At 68.0% G+C, this 15,939-nt stretch carries 15 protein-coding genes; 10 read left to right on the top strand and 5 right to left on the bottom strand.

Translation table 11 applies throughout. The features are described from left to right. Positions 1–58: 58 nt before the first annotated feature. Complete coding sequence (gene nadA, locus OG782_RS09665; RefSeq protein ID WP_406449315.1) at positions 59–1,255, bottom strand: quinolinate synthase NadA; 1,197 nt, start codon at positions 1,253–1,255, stop codon at positions 59–61. Between the two features lie 224 nt (positions 1,256–1,479). Between nadA and OG782_RS09660 the strand changes: the two genes are divergently transcribed. Further along, a complete protein-coding gene (locus OG782_RS09660; protein ID WP_030970782.1) occupies positions 1,480–1,836 on the top strand; it encodes an iron-sulfur cluster assembly accessory protein in 357 nt (118 codons plus the stop codon). 102 nt (positions 1,837–1,938) lie between these two features. On the opposite strand, the gene OG782_RS09655 is transcribed toward OG782_RS09660, so the two are convergent. After that, on the bottom strand, positions 1,939–3,417 hold the full coding sequence (locus tag OG782_RS09655) for a hypothetical protein (protein ID WP_406449313.1): 1,479 nt from the start codon (positions 3,415–3,417) through the stop codon (positions 1,939–1,941). Positions 3,418–3,555: 138 nt separating this feature from the next. Next, positions 3,556–3,753: a hypothetical protein gene (locus OG782_RS09650; RefSeq protein ID WP_406449311.1), complete on the bottom strand. Its 198-nt coding sequence runs from the start codon at positions 3,751–3,753 to the stop codon at positions 3,556–3,558. A 157-nt stretch (positions 3,754–3,910) separates the two neighbouring features. Between OG782_RS09650 and OG782_RS09645 the strand changes: the two genes are divergently transcribed. Beyond that, positions 3,911–4,885: a carbohydrate kinase family protein gene (locus OG782_RS09645; RefSeq protein WP_406449309.1), complete on the top strand. Its 975-nt coding sequence runs from the start codon at positions 3,911–3,913 to the stop codon at positions 4,883–4,885. On the opposite strand, the gene OG782_RS09640 is transcribed toward OG782_RS09645, so the two are convergent. Next, positions 4,886–6,268 carry a cysteine desulfurase/sulfurtransferase TusA family protein gene (locus OG782_RS09640; RefSeq protein ID WP_406449307.1) on the bottom strand — a complete coding sequence of 461 codons (1,383 nt, stop codon included), beginning with the start codon at positions 6,266–6,268 and terminating at the stop codon, positions 4,886–4,888. A gap of 270 nt (positions 6,269–6,538) precedes the next feature. On the opposite strand from OG782_RS09640, the gene coxB reads away from it, so the two are divergent. The 4 genes from coxB to OG782_RS09620 all read left to right on the top strand — a co-directional run bounded on the left by coxB (position 6,539) and on the right by OG782_RS09620 (position 11,014). Further along, positions 6,539–7,507, top strand: coding sequence for a cytochrome c oxidase subunit II (gene coxB / locus OG782_RS09635; protein ID WP_406449305.1), 969 nt, complete (start codon positions 6,539–6,541; stop codon positions 7,505–7,507). After that, a complete protein-coding gene (gene ctaD, locus OG782_RS09630; RefSeq protein ID WP_406449303.1) occupies positions 7,504–9,240 on the top strand; it encodes a cytochrome c oxidase subunit I in 1,737 nt (578 codons plus the stop codon). Before coxB ends, ctaD begins: the two co-directional genes overlap by 4 nt. Beyond that, positions 9,237–9,635 carry a cytochrome c oxidase subunit 4 gene (locus OG782_RS09625; protein ID WP_406449301.1) on the top strand — a complete coding sequence of 133 codons (399 nt, stop codon included), beginning with the start codon at positions 9,237–9,239 and terminating at the stop codon, positions 9,633–9,635. The genes ctaD and OG782_RS09625 overlap by 4 nt, the downstream gene beginning before the upstream one ends. A gap of 122 nt (positions 9,636–9,757) precedes the next feature. Further along, complete coding sequence (locus OG782_RS09620) at positions 9,758–11,014, top strand: Ig-like domain-containing protein (protein ID WP_406449299.1); 1,257 nt, start codon at positions 9,758–9,760, stop codon at positions 11,012–11,014. A gap of 60 nt (positions 11,015–11,074) precedes the next feature. Here OG782_RS09620 and OG782_RS09615 read toward each other — a convergent pair whose 3' ends face one another. After that, entirely contained in the window at positions 11,075–11,476 is a 402-nt protein-coding gene (locus OG782_RS09615) for a hypothetical protein (RefSeq protein WP_406449297.1), read from the bottom strand. Positions 11,477–11,672: 196 nt separating this feature from the next. Between OG782_RS09615 and OG782_RS09610 the strand changes: the two genes are divergently transcribed. Genes OG782_RS09610 through OG782_RS09595 form a run of 4 tightly spaced genes read left to right on the top strand, consistent with a single transcriptional unit; the run spans position 11,673 to position 15,832 of the window. Then, on the top strand, positions 11,673–12,293 hold the full coding sequence (locus tag OG782_RS09610) for a heme-copper oxidase subunit III (protein WP_406449295.1): 621 nt from the start codon (positions 11,673–11,675) through the stop codon (positions 12,291–12,293). A gap of 58 nt (positions 12,294–12,351) precedes the next feature. Then, positions 12,352–13,161, top strand: a complete 810-nt coding sequence (locus OG782_RS09605) for a c-type cytochrome (protein WP_406449293.1) — start codon at positions 12,352–12,354, stop codon at positions 13,159–13,161. Next, positions 13,158–14,210: a Rieske 2Fe-2S domain-containing protein gene (locus OG782_RS09600; RefSeq protein ID WP_406449291.1), complete on the top strand. Its 1,053-nt coding sequence runs from the start codon at positions 13,158–13,160 to the stop codon at positions 14,208–14,210. Before OG782_RS09605 ends, OG782_RS09600 begins: the two co-directional genes overlap by 4 nt. Continuing rightward, positions 14,207–15,832 carry a cytochrome bc complex cytochrome b subunit gene (locus OG782_RS09595; protein WP_406449289.1) on the top strand — a complete coding sequence of 542 codons (1,626 nt, stop codon included), beginning with the start codon at positions 14,207–14,209 and terminating at the stop codon, positions 15,830–15,832. The genes OG782_RS09600 and OG782_RS09595 overlap by 4 nt, the downstream gene beginning before the upstream one ends. The last annotated feature ends 107 nt before the right edge of the window (positions 15,833–15,939 follow it).

Here is a 15,939-nt window from a genome sequence, read left to right as displayed (position 1 = left end):
GGACAGGACCCGGCAACCAGTCGGCCGTGTCCGGTTCCTGTCCCCGTGAGGCGGGCCCCTACGGCAGCGCCAGCATCCGCTCCAGCGCCAGCTTGGCGTACTTCTCCGTCTCCGGGTCGACCTCGATCCGGTTGACGAGCGTGCCCTCGGCCAGCGACTCCAGCGTCCACACCAGGTGCGGCAGGTCGATCCGGTTCATGGTCGAGCAGAAGCACACCGTCTTGTCGAGGAAGACGATCTCCTTGTCCTCGGCCGCGAAGCGGTTCGCCAGGCGCTGCACCAGGTTCAGCTCGGTGCCGATCGCCCACTTGGAACCGGCCGGGGCGGCCTCCAGGGCCTTGATGATGTACTCCGTCGAGCCGACGTAGTCCGCCGCCGCCACGACCTCGTGCTTGCACTCCGGGTGCACCAGCACGTTGACGCCCGGTATGCGCGCGCGCACGTCGTTGACGGACTCCACCGAGAAGCGCCCGTGCACCGAGCAGTGCCCGCGCCACAGGATCATCTTCGCGTTGCGCAGCTCCTCGGCGGTGAGGCCGCCGTTGGGCTTGTGCGGGTTGTAGAGGACGCAGTCCTCCAGGGTCATCCCCATGTCCCGAACGGCCGTGTTGCGGCCCAGGTGCTGGTCGGGGAGGAACAGCACCTTCTCGCCCTGCTCGAAGGCCCACTCCAGGGCCCGCTTCGCGTTCGACGAGGTGCAGATCGTGCCGCCGTGGCGGCCGGTGAAGGCCTTGATGTCGGCGGAGGAGTTCATGTACGAGACGGGCACGACCTGCTCGGCGACCCCGGCCTCGGTCAGTACGTCCCAGCACTCGGCGACCTGCTCGGCGGTGGCCATGTCGGCCATCGAGCAGCCGGCCGCCAGGTCGGGCAGCACGACCTTCTGGTCCTCGGTGGTCAGGATGTCCGCGGACTCGGCCATGAAGTGCACACCGCAGAAGACGATGTACTCGGCCTCCGGACGCGCCGCCGCGTCACGGGCGAGCTTGAACGAGTCACCGGTCACATCCGCGAACTGGATGACCTCGTCGCGCTGGTAGTGGTGCCCGAGGACGAAGACCTTCTCGCCCAGCTTCTCCTTCGCCGCGCGGGCGCGCTCCACCAGGTCCGGGTCGGACGGGGAGGGCAGGTCACCGGGGCATTCGACGCCGCGCTCGCTCCTGGGGTCGGCGTCGCGGCCGAGCAGGAGCAGGGCGAGGGGAGTCGGCTGGACGTCGAGTTCCTGGACGGGGTGGGCCGTGGTCACGTCACGCACCCTTTCTTCTCTGCGGGGGAAGCCTTTTCGTCTAATTGACGCTATCTATCATATCCGCTTCACGTCACTTTGACGATGCCGATAGCGTCGATGTGACGCATCCGCCTGCGGGACCGGTGTGCGAGCATGAATGGAACAGGCAAGCGCCCGGCCCGGAATGAATCCGCGGCCTCGACGGTTGCAACGTCGGCAAGCAGTCTCCGTACAACCCGGGAGAGAAGCAGATGTCCGTATCGGACGAGACCACCACCGTGAGCGACGGCATCCTCCTGTCCGACGCCGCCGCAGCCAAGGTCAAGGGCCTGCTGGAGCAGGAAGGCCGCGACGACCTGGCGCTTCGCGTCGCCGTCCAGCCCGGCGGCTGCTCGGGCCTGCGCTACCAGCTCTTCTTCGACGAGCGTTCGCTGGACGGCGACGTCGTGAAGGACTTCGACGGTGTGAAGGTTGTCACCGACCGCATGAGCGCCCCGTACCTGGGCGGCGCCTCCGTCGACTTCGTCGACACCATCGAGAAGCAGGGCTTCACGATCGACAACCCGAACGCCACGGGTTCCTGCGCCTGCGGCGACTCCTTCAGCTAGAGCCTCGGCTCAAGGTACGCATGCGGTAGCAGCGGCAGCGGTACGGCGGCGGCCCCGGGATTCCGATCCCGGGGCCGCCGCCGTTGTCGTGTGCGCGTCGTGTCAGGCGCGCGGCACCGCGCTGCCCGACGCCGCGTCGAGGACCTTGCGCTCACCCAGCGGCTGATCCAGCGTGACCGTCCGGGTCAGCTCCTTGGCGATCTTGATGCACATCTTCTTCGCGTCCGGCGTCGACTCCTTCACGGTCACCCGCACCGTGCCGCCGTCCTCGCTCGCGCTCGCCGTGTACGTACTGCACGCGCCGCCCCAGAACGTCACCGAGAGCGTCCGGCCCTCGGCGCTGTAGGACAGGATCGTGCGCACGGCCGTCGTCGTTCCGCCGTCGTCCGGGGTCTTCTGTGCCGGGGGCTTCGCCAGGTACTTCGGATCCACGGCGACCTGGGCCACCGTGGAGCCCGTACCGCCCGCGGCCGGCCGGACCGAGAAGATCCAGGACGGTACGAGCAGCTGCTTTCCGTCCACGTACCGGGTGGCCAGGCCGAAGACGGCCCCGTCGACCGTCACGGTCGTCGGATCCGCGCCGGTCCGTGCCCCGCAGCTGACGCCGGGCGACTTCTTGCCGTTGCCGTTGCCGTTGCCGTTGCCGTTGCCGAGCGGAGCGGGAGTGGCGCATCCGCCGGTGTTCCGTCCGCCGGCCGGCGGCTGGGCGGCGTTCAGCCGCTTCAGTGCCTCGGCCGCGCCGATCACGGGATAGTCGGCGCCCTTCTCCAGGGCCTTCAACTGCCCGCCGCCACCGATCACTTCACCGTCGGGGCCCACCTGGATCCCGGTCGCCCAGCCGTACGTCGGCAGTCCGTCCACCACGGGATCGGCGTTCACCACCCGGGCCGAGCCCATCAGCTGGCGCGCGTCCAGGGCGGCGTCGTCCTGTCCGGCCGCCTTCAGTACGGGTGCGGCGGCGGCCTTCGCGGCCTTCTCGCTCACCGGGGAGCCGGAGCCGCCCGGATCCACGTGCTTGCTCGAACAGACCGTCTCGCTCTCGCAGTTGTCCGTCCCGCCGGAGCCGTACCGGGCGAACGTCCAGGTCCCCGGGGCCTGCTTCTCCACCCGCAGCAACGGTCCCGAACCGTCGCCGTCGGAGCCCACCTTCCAGAACGTCGCCTCGGACTGCGGGGTGCCCTGCAGCCCCAGCGCCTTCGCCAGCCTGGTCACCGCGGCCGCGGAGACCGTTCCGTTCGCCTGCTGGACGGCGGCCCTGTCCGGGCCGTCCGGCAGCGCACCGGACGCGCGGTAGACGATCCGGCCGCCGTGGGGATCGGGCTCGCCCGGCGCGATGCCCTGCGCCGGGGCCGACGGCCGGGGCTCCGGCGTCGCGGGGCCGCCCGTCTCGTCCAGGGCGAGCAGCGGGGGAGTGTGCCCGCCGCTGCCGGCCGCGCTCTCCGAGCTGTCGCCGTCCGCCGCGACGGCCCAGTACGCGCCGCCGCCACCGGCCAGCAGTACGGCCGCCGCCACCGAGGCCACGGCGAGCGGCGAACGCCGCCGGTGACCGGTCACATCGTTGTCGGGTCGTTCGGTGCTCACCGGATCGCTCCTTCGCCTGCATTGCCGTCATATGCCGGGCCGGCATATCGCCCGTCCCGCGGGTGCGGACACCGGTGGGACGGGGCGAAGGGGCACACGGTTCCCCGCGGGGCGGCAGTTGCGACCGGAGAGCCGGTCTCAGTCGCCGTACTCCGACATGGCGTCGATCAGCCGGGCCGAGGCGGGCGGCACGGTCACGCCGTGGATCAGGGACGGTGCGACAGGGGTGGGCGCGATCTTCGCGGGTACCACCCAGTGCGGAGCCATCCGTGCGCAGTCTCCGCGCAGCTCGGCCAGACCGGTCTCGGACTCGTGCGGGGCGATGTGGTTCGACATATCCGCACCGTAGGCACCGCTGCGCCCAGGAAGAAAGACCTACTATCGGGTAGTTTTTCCCGTTCGGGTCACCGGGGGAACGGGTAGCGTGAACTGTCACGCCGACCCGGGAACGCGGACAGCCGTTCCCCTCGACCTCCGCAGGAGCAGTCTCCCCGTGCGTATCGCAGTCACCGGCTCCATCGCCACCGACCACCTCATGACCTTCCCCGGCCGATTCGCCGACCAGCTGGTCGCCGATCAGCTGCACACGGTCTCGCTCTCCTTCCTGGTCGACAACCTGGACGTACGCAGGGGAGGTGTCGCCGCCAACATCTGCTTCGGTATGGGACTGCTCGGCACCGCACCGATCCTGGTCGGCGCCGCGGGCTCCGACTTCGACGAGTACCGGGCCTGGCTCGACCGCCACGGCGTCGACACCGGGTCGGTGCGGATCTCCGAGGTCCTGCACACCGCCCGCTTCGTCTGCACGACGGACTCCGACCACAACCAGATCGGCTCCTTCTACACCGGCGCCATGAGCGAGGCCCGGCTGATCGAGCTGAAGGCCGTCGCCGACCGCGTGGGCGGCCTCGACCTCGTCTCCATCGGCGCCGACGACCCGGAGGGAATGCTCCGCCACACCGAGGAGTGCCGCTCGCGCGGGATCCCGTTCGCCGCGGACTTCTCGCAGCAGATCGCCCGGATGGACGGCGACGAGATCCGCATCCTCCTCGACGGCGCCACCTACCTCTTCTCCAACGAGTACGAGAAGGGGCTCATCGAGTCCAAGACCGGCTGGACCGACGCCGAGATCCTGGCCAAGGTCGGCCACCGGGTCACCACCCTCGGCGCCCAGGGCGTGCGGATCGAGCGCGTCGGCGAGGAGCCGATCGAGGTCGGCTGCCCCGAGGAGGAGACCAAGGCCGACCCGACCGGTGTCGGCGACGCCTTCCGTGCCGGATTCCTCTCCGGCCTCTCCTGGGGCGTCGGCCTGGAGCGCGCCGCCCAGGTCGGCTGCATGCTCGCCACCCTGGTCATCGAGACGGTCGGCACCCAGGAGTACACCCTGCGCCGCACCCGCTTCATGGACCGCTTCACCAAGGCGTACGGCCACGAGGCCGCCGCCGAGGTGCGCGCGCACCTCGCGTAGTCAGGACAGCCGGCGGACCACATAGGCCGAGCCCCGGTCCGCCGGCTCCTCACCCACGTACTCCTGCTCGCGCATCGCACACCAGGCCGGAATATCGAGCCGAGCCGCCGCGTCGTCGGACAGCACGGTCACCGTCCCGCCCACGGGTACCTCTCCGATCACCTTTGCGAGTTCGATCACCGGGACCGGGCAGCGCTTCCCCAGCGCGTCGACGACCAGTGAGGCCTTGGACGAGAGGGAGGGGGCGGCCGCGGCCGGCGCGCCCAGCTTCTCCCGTACCCCGGACACCAGGCCGGGCAGCACCGACAGGAAGCGGTCGACGTCCTCGCGGGTGGTGCCCGACGGCAGCGACACGCGGACATTGCCCTCCGACAGCACCCCCATCGCCTTGAGCACATGGCTCGGCGTCAGGGTGCTGCTCGTACAGGATGAACCGGACGAAACGGAGAATCCGGCCCGGTCGAGCTCATGGAGCAGCGTCTCGCCGTCGACATAGAGACAGGAGAAGGTCACCAGATGCGGCAGCCGCCGCACCGGATCGCCGACCACCTCCACGTCGGGCACCAGCGCGGCCACCCCGGTCCTGATCCGGTCCACCAGCGCCCGCAGCCGTACCGACTCCGCGGCCGCCTCCGCCCGGACCGCGCGCAGGGACGCCGCCGCGGCCACGATCGCGGGAAGGTTCTCGAAGCCCGGGGCCCGCCCCGACTCCCGCTCGTCGGCCGGTCCCTGGGCCGCGAACCGTACGCCCTTGCGCACCGCGAGCAGCCCGACCCCGGCCGGTCCGCCCCACTTGTGGGCGCTGCCCGTCAGCAGCGACCAGCCGTCCGGCACCGGCCCCCACCCCAGTGACTGCGCGGCGTCCACCAGCAACGGCACCCCGGCGGCCCGGCAGAGCCCGGCCACCTCGGCCACCGGCTGCTCGGTGCCGACCTCGTGGTTGGCGGACTGCAGGCAGGCCAGTGCGGTGTCCTCGCGCAGCGCCTGCGCGAAGACCTGCGGGCTCACCGCGCCCGAGCGGTCCACCGGCACCTCCACCGCCGATCCGCCGCCGCTCTCGTGCGCGGCGGCCGAATGGAGCACCGAGGAGTGCTCGACCGCCGACACCACCAGATGGCGGCCGACACGCCGACGCCCGGCAAGGGCTCCGGAAATTCCGGAGTGCACCGCACGGGTGCCCGAAGAGGTGAAGGTGAGCTCGTCGGGGCGGCATCCGACGGCTTCCGCGGCCGCCTCCCTGGCCGCGTCCAGCAGCAGCCGGGCCCGCCGCCCCTCCCGGTAGAGCCTGGCCGGGTCGGCCCAGCCCTCGTCCAGCGCGGCAAGCAGCGCCTGACGTGCGACGGGGTGGAGGGGAGCGGCGGATGCGGCGTCGAAGTAGGGCACCCGGCCACGCTAGCCCGGCCCGGACCGTGGTCGGGGACCGGCTGCCGGAAGGCCCGGGAGAGGGGGCGTCAGATAGCGGCCGGAGGAGCGCATTCCACCCCTTCGGGGAGTCGGACGGCGCGTTGGGCACCCTCCCCGCGCGACCCCAAATAGCGTCCAGTAGGGTTTGGTCCGCATAAACATCCAAACCCCTGCCCGCGTCAGGGCCGGCGACCGACCAGCGAGACGGGCGCGCCGACCGTGCGGGCGAGACTCTCGGGAAGGCGCTACGTGAGTCCCAACGGCTCCGACCGCTTGTCGCGGCGCCCGATGCGGCGGAAGCTGCCGCAGGTGCTGACTGCGGGCCTGGTCCTGGCGACGGCCTCCGGTTGTTCATACAACTGGCAGGATTTTCCCCGCCTCGGTATGCCCACACCGGTAACGGAAGAGGCTCCTCGGATCCTTTCCCTCTGGCAGGGCTCGTGGGCGGCAGCGCTCGCCACGGGTGTCCTTGTCTGGGGACTGATCATCTGGAGCGTCATCTTCCACCGGCGCAGCCGCACCAAGGTGGAGGTACCTCCGCAGACCCGGTACAACATGCCCATCGAGGCGCTGTACACCGTGGTCCCTCTGATCATCGTCTCGGTGTTGTTCTACTTCACCGCGCGCGACGAGACGAAGCTCCTTTCGCTCTCCCCGAAGCCGGCCCACACCATCAACGTGGTCGGCTACCAGTGGAGCTGGGGCTTCAACTACATCGAGAACGTGGATGGCGACGCCACCACGGGCAACGAGATCCCCAAGGAACTCGACGCCATCCCGGACAGGTTCCGCGAGGACTTCCCCAAGGGTGCGGACGGCGTCTACGACGTCGGCATCCCCGGGGACCGCAACCCGCAGAACGGCAACCCCGGGCCGACCCTGTGGCTGCCCAAGGGTGAGAAGGTCCGCTTCGTCCTCACTTCGCGTGACGTCATCCACTCCTTCTGGGTGGTGCCGTTCCTCATGAAGCAGGACGTCATTCCGGGCCACACCAACGCCTTCGAGGTGACTCCCAATCAGGAGGGCACCTTCATGGGCAAGTGCGCCGAGCTCTGCGGCGTCGACCACTCCCGGATGCTCTTCAACGTCAAGGTCGTCTCCCCGGAGCGCTATCAGGCGCACCTGGAGGAGCTGGCGAAGAAGGGCCAGACGGGCTACGTGCCGGCCGGTATCGAGCAGACTGACCCGGCCAGGAATGCGGAGACGAACAAACTGTGAGCATCCTCAACGAACCTCAGGGTGCCGCGGCAGCAGACGACTCGTACGAGGACGAGCTGCCGGTCCGGCGCAAGCAGCCGGGCAACGTCGTCATCAAGTGGCTGACCACCACTGACCACAAGACGATCGGCACGATGTACCTGGTCACATCGTTCGCGTTCTTCTGCATCGGCGGTCTGATGGCGCTCTTCATGCGCGCCGAACTGGCCCGGCCCGGCACGCAGATCATGTCGAACGAGCAGTTCAACCAGGCGTTCACGATGCACGGCACGATCATGCTGCTGATGTTCGCGACGCCGCTGTTCGCCGGATTCGCGAACTGGATCATGCCGCTGCAGATCGGCGCGCCCGATGTGGCGTTCCCGCGGCTGAACATGTTCGCGTACTGGCTGTACCTCTTCGGCTCCATCCTCGCGGTGGCCGGCTTCCTCACCCCGCAGGGTGCGGCCGACTTCGGCTGGTTCGCCTACTCCCCGCTGTCGGACGCGGTCCGCTCGCCGGGTATCGGCGCCGACATGTGGATCATGGGTCTGGCCTTCTCCGGCTTCGGCACGATCCTGGGTTCGGTCAACTTCATCACCACGATCATCTGCATGCGCGCGCCCGGCATGACGATGTTCCGCATGCCGATCTTCGTCTGGAACGTCCTGCTGACCGGTGTCCTGGTCCTGCTGGCCTTCCCGGTGCTGGCGGCCGCGCTCTTCGCGCTGGAGGCGGACCGAAAATTCGGTGCGCATATCTTCGACGCGGCCAACGGCGGCGCATTGCTCTGGCAACACCTCTTCTGGTTCTTCGGCCATCCAGAGGTGTACATCATCGCTTTGCCCTTCTTCGGGATCATTTCCGAAGTGATCCCGGTATTCAGCCGCAAGCCGATGTTCGGATACATCGGCCTGGTGGCCGCGACGATCTCCATCGCCGGCCTCTCGGTGACCGTGTGGGCGCACCACATGTACGTCACCGGCGGCGTACTGCTGCCGTTCTTCTCCTTCATGACGTTCCTCATCGCGGTACCCACCGGGGTGAAGTTCTTCAACTGGATCGGCACGATGTGGAAGGGCTCGCTGTCCTTCGAGACACCGATGCTCTGGGCCGTCGGCTTCCTGATCACCTTCACCTTCGGTGGTCTGACCGGTGTGATCCTGGCGTCGCCGCCGATGGACTTCCACGTCTCGGACTCGTACTTCGTGGTCGCGCACTTCCACTACGTCGTCTTCGGCACCGTGGTGTTCGCGATGTTCTCCGGATTCCACTTCTGGTGGCCGAAGTTCACCGGCAAGATGCTGGACGAGCGGCTCGGGAAGATCACCTTCTGGACGCTGTTCGTGGGCTTCCACGGCACGTTCCTGGTGCAGCACTGGCTGGGCGCGGAGGGCATGCCGCGTCGTTACGCGGACTACCTCGCCGCGGACGGGTTCACGGCGCTGAACACGATCTCGACGATCTCCTCGTTCCTGCTCGGCCTGTCGATGCTGCCGTTCTTCTACAACGTGTGGAAGACCGCGAAGTACGGCAAGAAGGTCGAGGTCGACGACCCGTGGGGTTACGGCCGTTCGCTGGAGTGGGCGACCTCCTGCCCGCCGCCGCGGCACAACTTCCTCACGCTGCCCCGGATCCGTTCCGAATCCCCGGCGTTCGACCTGCACCACCCGGAGATCACGGCGCTCGAGCAGCTGGATCACCTCTCCGAGAGTGACAAGGCGCTCGCCGGCGGCAAGGAGACGGGCAAGTGAAGATCCAGGGCAAGATGTTCCTCGGTCTGGCGTTGTTCATCCTCGTCATGGCCATCACGTACGGCGTGTGGTCCAAGGAGCCGGTCGGCACCACCGCGCTCGTCCTGGCCTTCGGGCTGAGCGTCATGATCGGCTTCTACCTGGCCTTCACGGCCCGGCGGGTCGACGCGCTGGCGCAGGACAACAAGGAAGCCGATGTGGCGGACGAGGCCGGCGAGGTGGGGTTCTTCTCCCCGCACAGCTGGCAGCCGCTCTCGCTGGCCGTCGGCGGCATTCTCGCCTTCATGGGAGTCGTCTTCGGCTGGTGGCTGCTCTACTTCTCGCTCCCGGTCCTCCTGATCGGTCTGTTCGGCTGGGTCTTCGAGTACTACCGCGGTGAGAACCGCACCCAGTGACACCGCTCCACCCGTGACACCGCTCCACCCGACGGGGGGCCCGCACTTCCACGAGAAGTGCGGGCCCCCCGTTTGCAGTCACCCCGCGCGCTGAATCGGATGAATCTTCTTAGCGTGGGTTCATGAACCACACGCCGCGCATCCGTCCCGTAGTGAGCTGCACTCTGCTGGTCGTGACCCTGGTCGCAGGGGCGACAGCCTGTGGGGAGTCCGACAGCCATCCGCTCTCGGCGAAGCCGTACGACGCGGCGGACGAGATCTCCTCCAACGCCCCCGACGGCGGCGAGAAGGTCGACCCGGACAAGCCCCTCGAAGTCAGCGTCGACGGCGACGACGGCCGGATCACCGATGTGACGGCCGTGGACACCGCAGGACGCCACCTGGCGGGCGAACTCGACGCCGACGGGCACCGCTGGCACTCCACCGCCCCGCTCGCCGCGGGGACCCGCTACACCGTCAGGGTCAGCGTGGAGGACGACGACGGCGCTCCGGGCAGCCGTACGCTCTCGTTCGACACCGCCTCGGCCAAGAAGTTCCTGAAGGTCGCCTTCGGCCCGCAGGCGGGCACCTACGGCGTCGGACAGCCCGTCACGGCGACACTCAGCGCCCCGGTTGCCGACAAGGCGGCCCGCGCCACCGTCGAGCGTGCGCTCAAGGTCCGTTCCACGCCCGCGGTGACGGGTTCCTGGTACTGGGTCGACGACAAGACGCTGCACTACCGGCCGCAGGAGTACTGGCCGGCGAAGGCGACCATCGAGGTCAGCAGCAGCCTGGCGGGCATCAAGGTGACCAACGCGCTCTACGGGGCGCCCGCGAAGGCGTTGAAGATCACTACCGGAGACCGCATCGAGGCCATCACCGACGCCTCGGAGCACTCCATGACGGTCAAGCGCAACGGCGAAGTGATCAACACCATTCCGGTCACCACCGGAAAGCCCGGCTTCTCCACCCGCAACGGCGTCAAGGTCGTGCTGGGCAAGGAGTACTACGTACGTATGCGCGGGGAGTCCATCGGCATCGCGGAGGGCTCGGACGACTCCTACGACCTGCCGGTCTACTACGCCACCCGGGTGACCTGGAGCGGCGAGTACGTGCACGCGGCCCCCTGGTCCACGGGATCACAGGGGTACGCGAACGTCAGCCACGGCTGCACGGGCATGAGCACCAGCGAGGCCGAGTGGTTCTTCGACACCGTGCGCGAGGGCGACATCGTCAGCGTCGTCGGCAGCGAGGGCGAGACCATGACGCCGTTCGACAACGGCTACGGCGACTGGAACCTGTCCTGGGCCAAGTGGCAGAAGGGCAGCGCGCTGAACAACGACGCCACGCCAGACCGCGTCGACACGGTCCGGGCGGCGCGGCTGCGCCCCGAGGTCTGACCGGCCGGGGGAGTGCGCCGCGCCGCACCGACGCGAACGGGAAGGCCGCCCGCCGGCCCCTCAGGCTCCGACGGAGAGCCTGCTGCGCAGCAGGGCGGCCAGGGAGTCCGCGAACTCGACCGGTTCGACCGGAAGGGTCACCGTGGCGTCCGCACGGCTCCAGGTGGCCAGCCAGGCGTCCTGGGGGCGTCCGATGAGCAGCAGGACCGGCGGGCAGCGGAAGATCTCGTCCTTGATCTGCCGGCAGACACCCATGCCGCCCGCCGGGGCGGTCTCGCCGTCCAACACGCAGACGTCGACGCCTCCGTGGTCCAGCGCGTCCAGAACGGCGGGCAGGGTGGCGCACTCCAGGAACTCCACCTGCGGCACGTCCGCGGCGGGCCTGCGCCCGGCTGCCAGCTTCACCTGCTCACGGGTGTGCGCGTTGTCGCTGTAGACCAGGACCGTGGCGGTCGGCTGCATTGTTCCTCCGTGACATCTGTGTCTTCGGGGCGCTCTGGGCTTGCGGGGCATGAACCGATGCGCGGATCGTACTCCGCCCGACAGCCTGTCAGCACCGCCCGGGACAGCGGATCCATGGGCCGTTCGGGGAGGACACACCCCTCTGACACACCGAACGGCACCCCCCGGAGTGAGGGCGGGATAAGCGACCGACATAATGTCGGTCGTGGCGACAGCAACGACAGTAGAAACCGGGCACGCGCACCCGTCGGTCAATCGGCCGAACCTCACCAGCGTCGGAACCATCATCTGGTTGAGTTCCGAGCTGATGTTCTTCGCGGCCCTCTTCGCGATGTACTTCACCCTGCGATCGGTGACCGGACCGGATCACTGGAAGGAAATGGCGTCGTCCCTGAACTTCCCGTTCTCGGCGACGAACACCACGATCCTGGTGCTCTCCTCACTCACCTGCCAGCTCGGCGTCTTCGCCGCCGAGCGGGGCGATGTGAAGAAGCTCCGCGCCTGGTTCGTGATCACTTTCGTGATGGGTTCGATCTTCATCGGAGGCCAGGTCTTCGAGTACACGGAGCTGGTGAAGAAGGACGGCCTCTCGCTGTCCTCGGATCCGTACGGCTCGGTGTTCTACCTGACCACGGGCTTCCACGGTCTGCATGTGACAGGCGGTCTCATCGCCTTCCTGCTCGTTCTGGGCAGGACATACGCGGCCAAGAGGTTCACCCATGAACAGGCGACCGCAGCCATCGTCGTGTCCTATTACTGGCACTTCGTCGATGTCGTGTGGATCGGCCTGTTCGCCACGATCTACATGATCAAGTAACCGGGCTCGTACCCGACCCACCTCATCGACGCAGAAGATCCTGACACCGGGGTAATCCGTGAAAAAGCTCTCCGCACGACGACGCCATCCGTTGGCGGCGGTCGTCGTACTACTCCTCGCGCTTGCGGCTACTGGGGGGCTGTACGCCGCGTTTGCGCCCGCGAGTAAGGCGCAGGCCGACGAAACCGCCCAGTCCCTCGCCATCGACGAGGGCAAGAAGCTGTACTCCGTCGGTTGCGCCAGCTGCCACGGAACCGGCGGTCAGGGCACCACCGACGGGCCCCAGCTTGTCGGCGTGGGCTCCGCCGCCGTGGACTTCCAGGTCGGTACGGGACGTATGCCGGCGCAGCAGCCGGGTGCCCAGGTACCGAAGAAGAAGGTCATCTACTCCCAGGCCGAGATCGACCAGCTCGCGGCGTACGTCGCGTCGCTCGGCGCCGGTCCGATCGTCCCGACCAAGAGCCAGGTCAACCCTGAGGGCGCGGACGTCGCCAAGGGTGGCGACCTGTTCCGTACCAACTGCGCCCAGTGCCACAACTTCACCGGCGAGGGCGGTGCCCTGACGAAGGGCAAGTACGCCCCCAGCCTCGAAGGCGTGGACCCGAAGCACATCTACGAGGCCATGCAGACCGGCCCGCAGAGCATGCCGTCCTTCCCGGACTCGACGATGCCCGAGCAGCAGAAGCGGGACATCATCGCCTACGTCCAGACCGTGAACGGCTCCCAGTCGGAGAGCCCCGGCGGTCTCAAGCTGGGCGGCCTCGGTCCGGTCAGTGAAGGCCTGTTCGGCTGGATCTTCGGGCTCGGCGCACTGATCGCAGTTGCCGTCTGGGTCGCGGCCCACACCGCTAAGGCCAAGAAGTCATGAGTAGCCAAGAGATTCCAGAAGAGAACCTGCCCGCAGAGCAGGACGCCGCGCACGGCGCGGTAGAGGGTACGGACGACCCGTTCGCCGACCCGGGGCTGCCGGCCCACAAGCCGCGCATCCAGGACATCGACGAACGGGCCGCCAACCGGTCCGAGCGCGCGGTCGCGTTCATGTTCACGCTGTCCATGCTGGCGACGGTCGGCTTCATCGCCTCCTACGTCATCTTCCCGGTCGACAAGATCGTCTTCATCTTCCCGTTCGGTCATGTGAGCGCGCTCAACTTCTCCCTGGGTCTGACCCTGGGCGTGGCGCTCTTCGCGATCGGCGCGGGTGCCGTCCACTGGGCGCGCACGCTGATGTCCGACGTGGAGGTCGCCGACGAGCGGCACGCGATCGCGGCCGAGCCCGAGGTCAAGGCGAAGGTTCTCGCCGACTTCGCGGCAGGTGCCGAGGAGTCCGCGTTCGGCCGGCGCAAGCTCATCCGCAACACCATGTTCGGCGCGCTGGCCCTGGTGCCGCTCGCCGGTGTGGTGCTGCTGCGCGACCTCGGTCCGCTGCCGGAGAAGAAGCTCCGCTCGACCCTGTGGGCCAAGGGCAAGCAGCTCATCAACATGAACACGATGGAGCCGCTGCGTCCCGAGGACGTCATCGTCGGTTCGCTGACCTTCGCCATGCCCGAGGGCCTGGAGGAGGACGCGCACGACTTCCAGACGCAGATCGCCAAGGCCGCGCTGATGATCATCCGCATCGAGCCGGACAACATCAAGGACAAGCGCGAGCGTGAGTGGGCCCACGAGGGAATCGTGGCCTTCTCCAAGATCTGCACCCACGTCGGCTGCCCGATCAGCCTGTACGAGCAGCAGACGCACCACGTGCTCTGCCCGTGCCACCAGTCCACCTTCGACCTCTCCGACGGCGCCCGCGTCATCTTCGGTCCGGCCGGTCACGCTCTTCCGCAGCTGCGGATCGGCGTGAACAGCGAGGGCAACCTCGAGGCGCTCGGTGACTTCGAAGAGCCCGTCGGTCCTGCATTCTGGGAGCGCGGATGAGTACTGCGACCGATACGAAGCGCAAGGCGCCCGCCGGTGAGAAGGTTGCCGACTGGGCGGACGGCCGGCTCGGGATCTACTCCCTGGCCAAGGCCAACATGCGCAAGATCTTCCCGGACCACTGGTCCTTCATGCTCGGTGAGATCTGCCTCTACAGCTTCATCATCATCATCCTCACGGGTGTGTATCTGACGCTGTTCTTCCACCCGAGCATGAACGAGGTCGTGTACCACGGCCCGTACGAGCCCATGCAGGGCATCCGGATGTCCGAGGCCTACGCCTCGACGCTGGACATCAGCTTCGACGTCCGCGGTGGTCTGCTCGTCCGGCAGATCCACCACTGGGCCGCGCTGATCTTCCTGGCCGGCATGTTCGTGCACATGATGCGCGTGTTCTTCACGGGCGCGTTCCGCAAGCCCCGCGAGATCAACTGGATGTTCGGCTTCCTGCTGTTCGTCCTCGGCATGTTCACCGGCTTCACCGGCTACTCGCTCCCGGACGACCTGCTCTCGGGTACGGGTGTCCGCTTCACCCAGGGCGCGATCCTGGCCACGCCGGTCGTCGGTACGTACATCTCGATGTTCCTGTTCGGCGGGGAGTTCCCGGGCGGCGACTTCGTCGCACGGTTCTACTCGATCCACATCCTGCTGCTGCCGGGCATCATGCTCGGGCTGCTGGTGGGCCACCTGATCCTGGTCTTCTACCACAAGCACACGCAGTTCGCGGGTCCCGGCCGGACCAACAAGAACGTCGTGGGCATGCCGCTGCTGCCGGTGTACATGGCGAAGGCCGGAGGGTTCTTCTTCCTGGTCTTCGGCGTCATCGCCGTCATCGCGGGCATCGCCTCGATCAACCCGATCTGGGCCATCGGCCCGTACCGCCCGGACCAGGTGTCCACCGGCGCACAGCCCGACTGGTACATGGGCTTCGCCGAGGGTCTGATCCGAGTGATGCCCGGCTGGGAGATCAACCTCTGGGGCCACACGCTCGTCCTGGGTGTGTTCATCCCGCTGATGGCCTTCGGGCTGGTGCTCGCGATCATCGCGGTCTACCCGTTCATCGAGTCCTGGATCACCGGGGACAAGCGCGAGCACCACATCCTGGACCGCCCGCGCAACACCCCCACCCGTACGGCCTTCGGCGTCGCCTGGATCACCGAGTACGTCATCGTCTTCATCGGCGGTGGCAACGACCTGTGGGCCACGCACTTCCACCTGTCGCTGAACGCCATCTCGTGGTTCGTCCGGATCTTCATCTTCGTGGGCCCGGTCATCGCGTTCATCGTGACCAGGCGGATCTGCCTCGGCCTTCAGCGCCGGGACAAGGAGAAGGTGCTGCACGGACGCGAGTCCGGTCTCATCAAGCGCCTGCCGCACGGTGAGTTCGTCGAGGTCCACGAGCCGCTCTCACCGGCGCAGCTGCACACGCTCACCGCGCACGAGCAGTACAAGCCGGTCGAGATCGGCCCGACGGTCGACGAGAACGGTGTCCGGCGCAAGGTGTCCCCGGTGCAGAAGCTGCGGGCCAGGCTCAGCAAGGGCTACTACGGCGAGAACAACCAGATCGCCAAGCCCACCGCCGAGGAGTACAAGGAGATCAACAGCGGCCACGGCCACCACTGATCACCTGAACTGATCGCCACAGCAGGAGCCCCGTCCGTTCGATGGACGGGGCTCTTCGCTGTCCCCGGGGCTCGATAGGGTGGTCGCATCCCCTTTATCGGCTGTGG

The sequence above is a fragment of the Streptomyces sp. NBC_00876 genome, assembly GCF_045207435.1.
In the GTDB taxonomy this organism is placed as follows: Bacteria; Actinomycetota; Actinomycetes; order Streptomycetales; family Streptomycetaceae; genus Streptomyces.
Note: the sequence above shows the minus strand (reverse complement) of the source record. Positions and strands in the feature narration are given on the sequence as shown.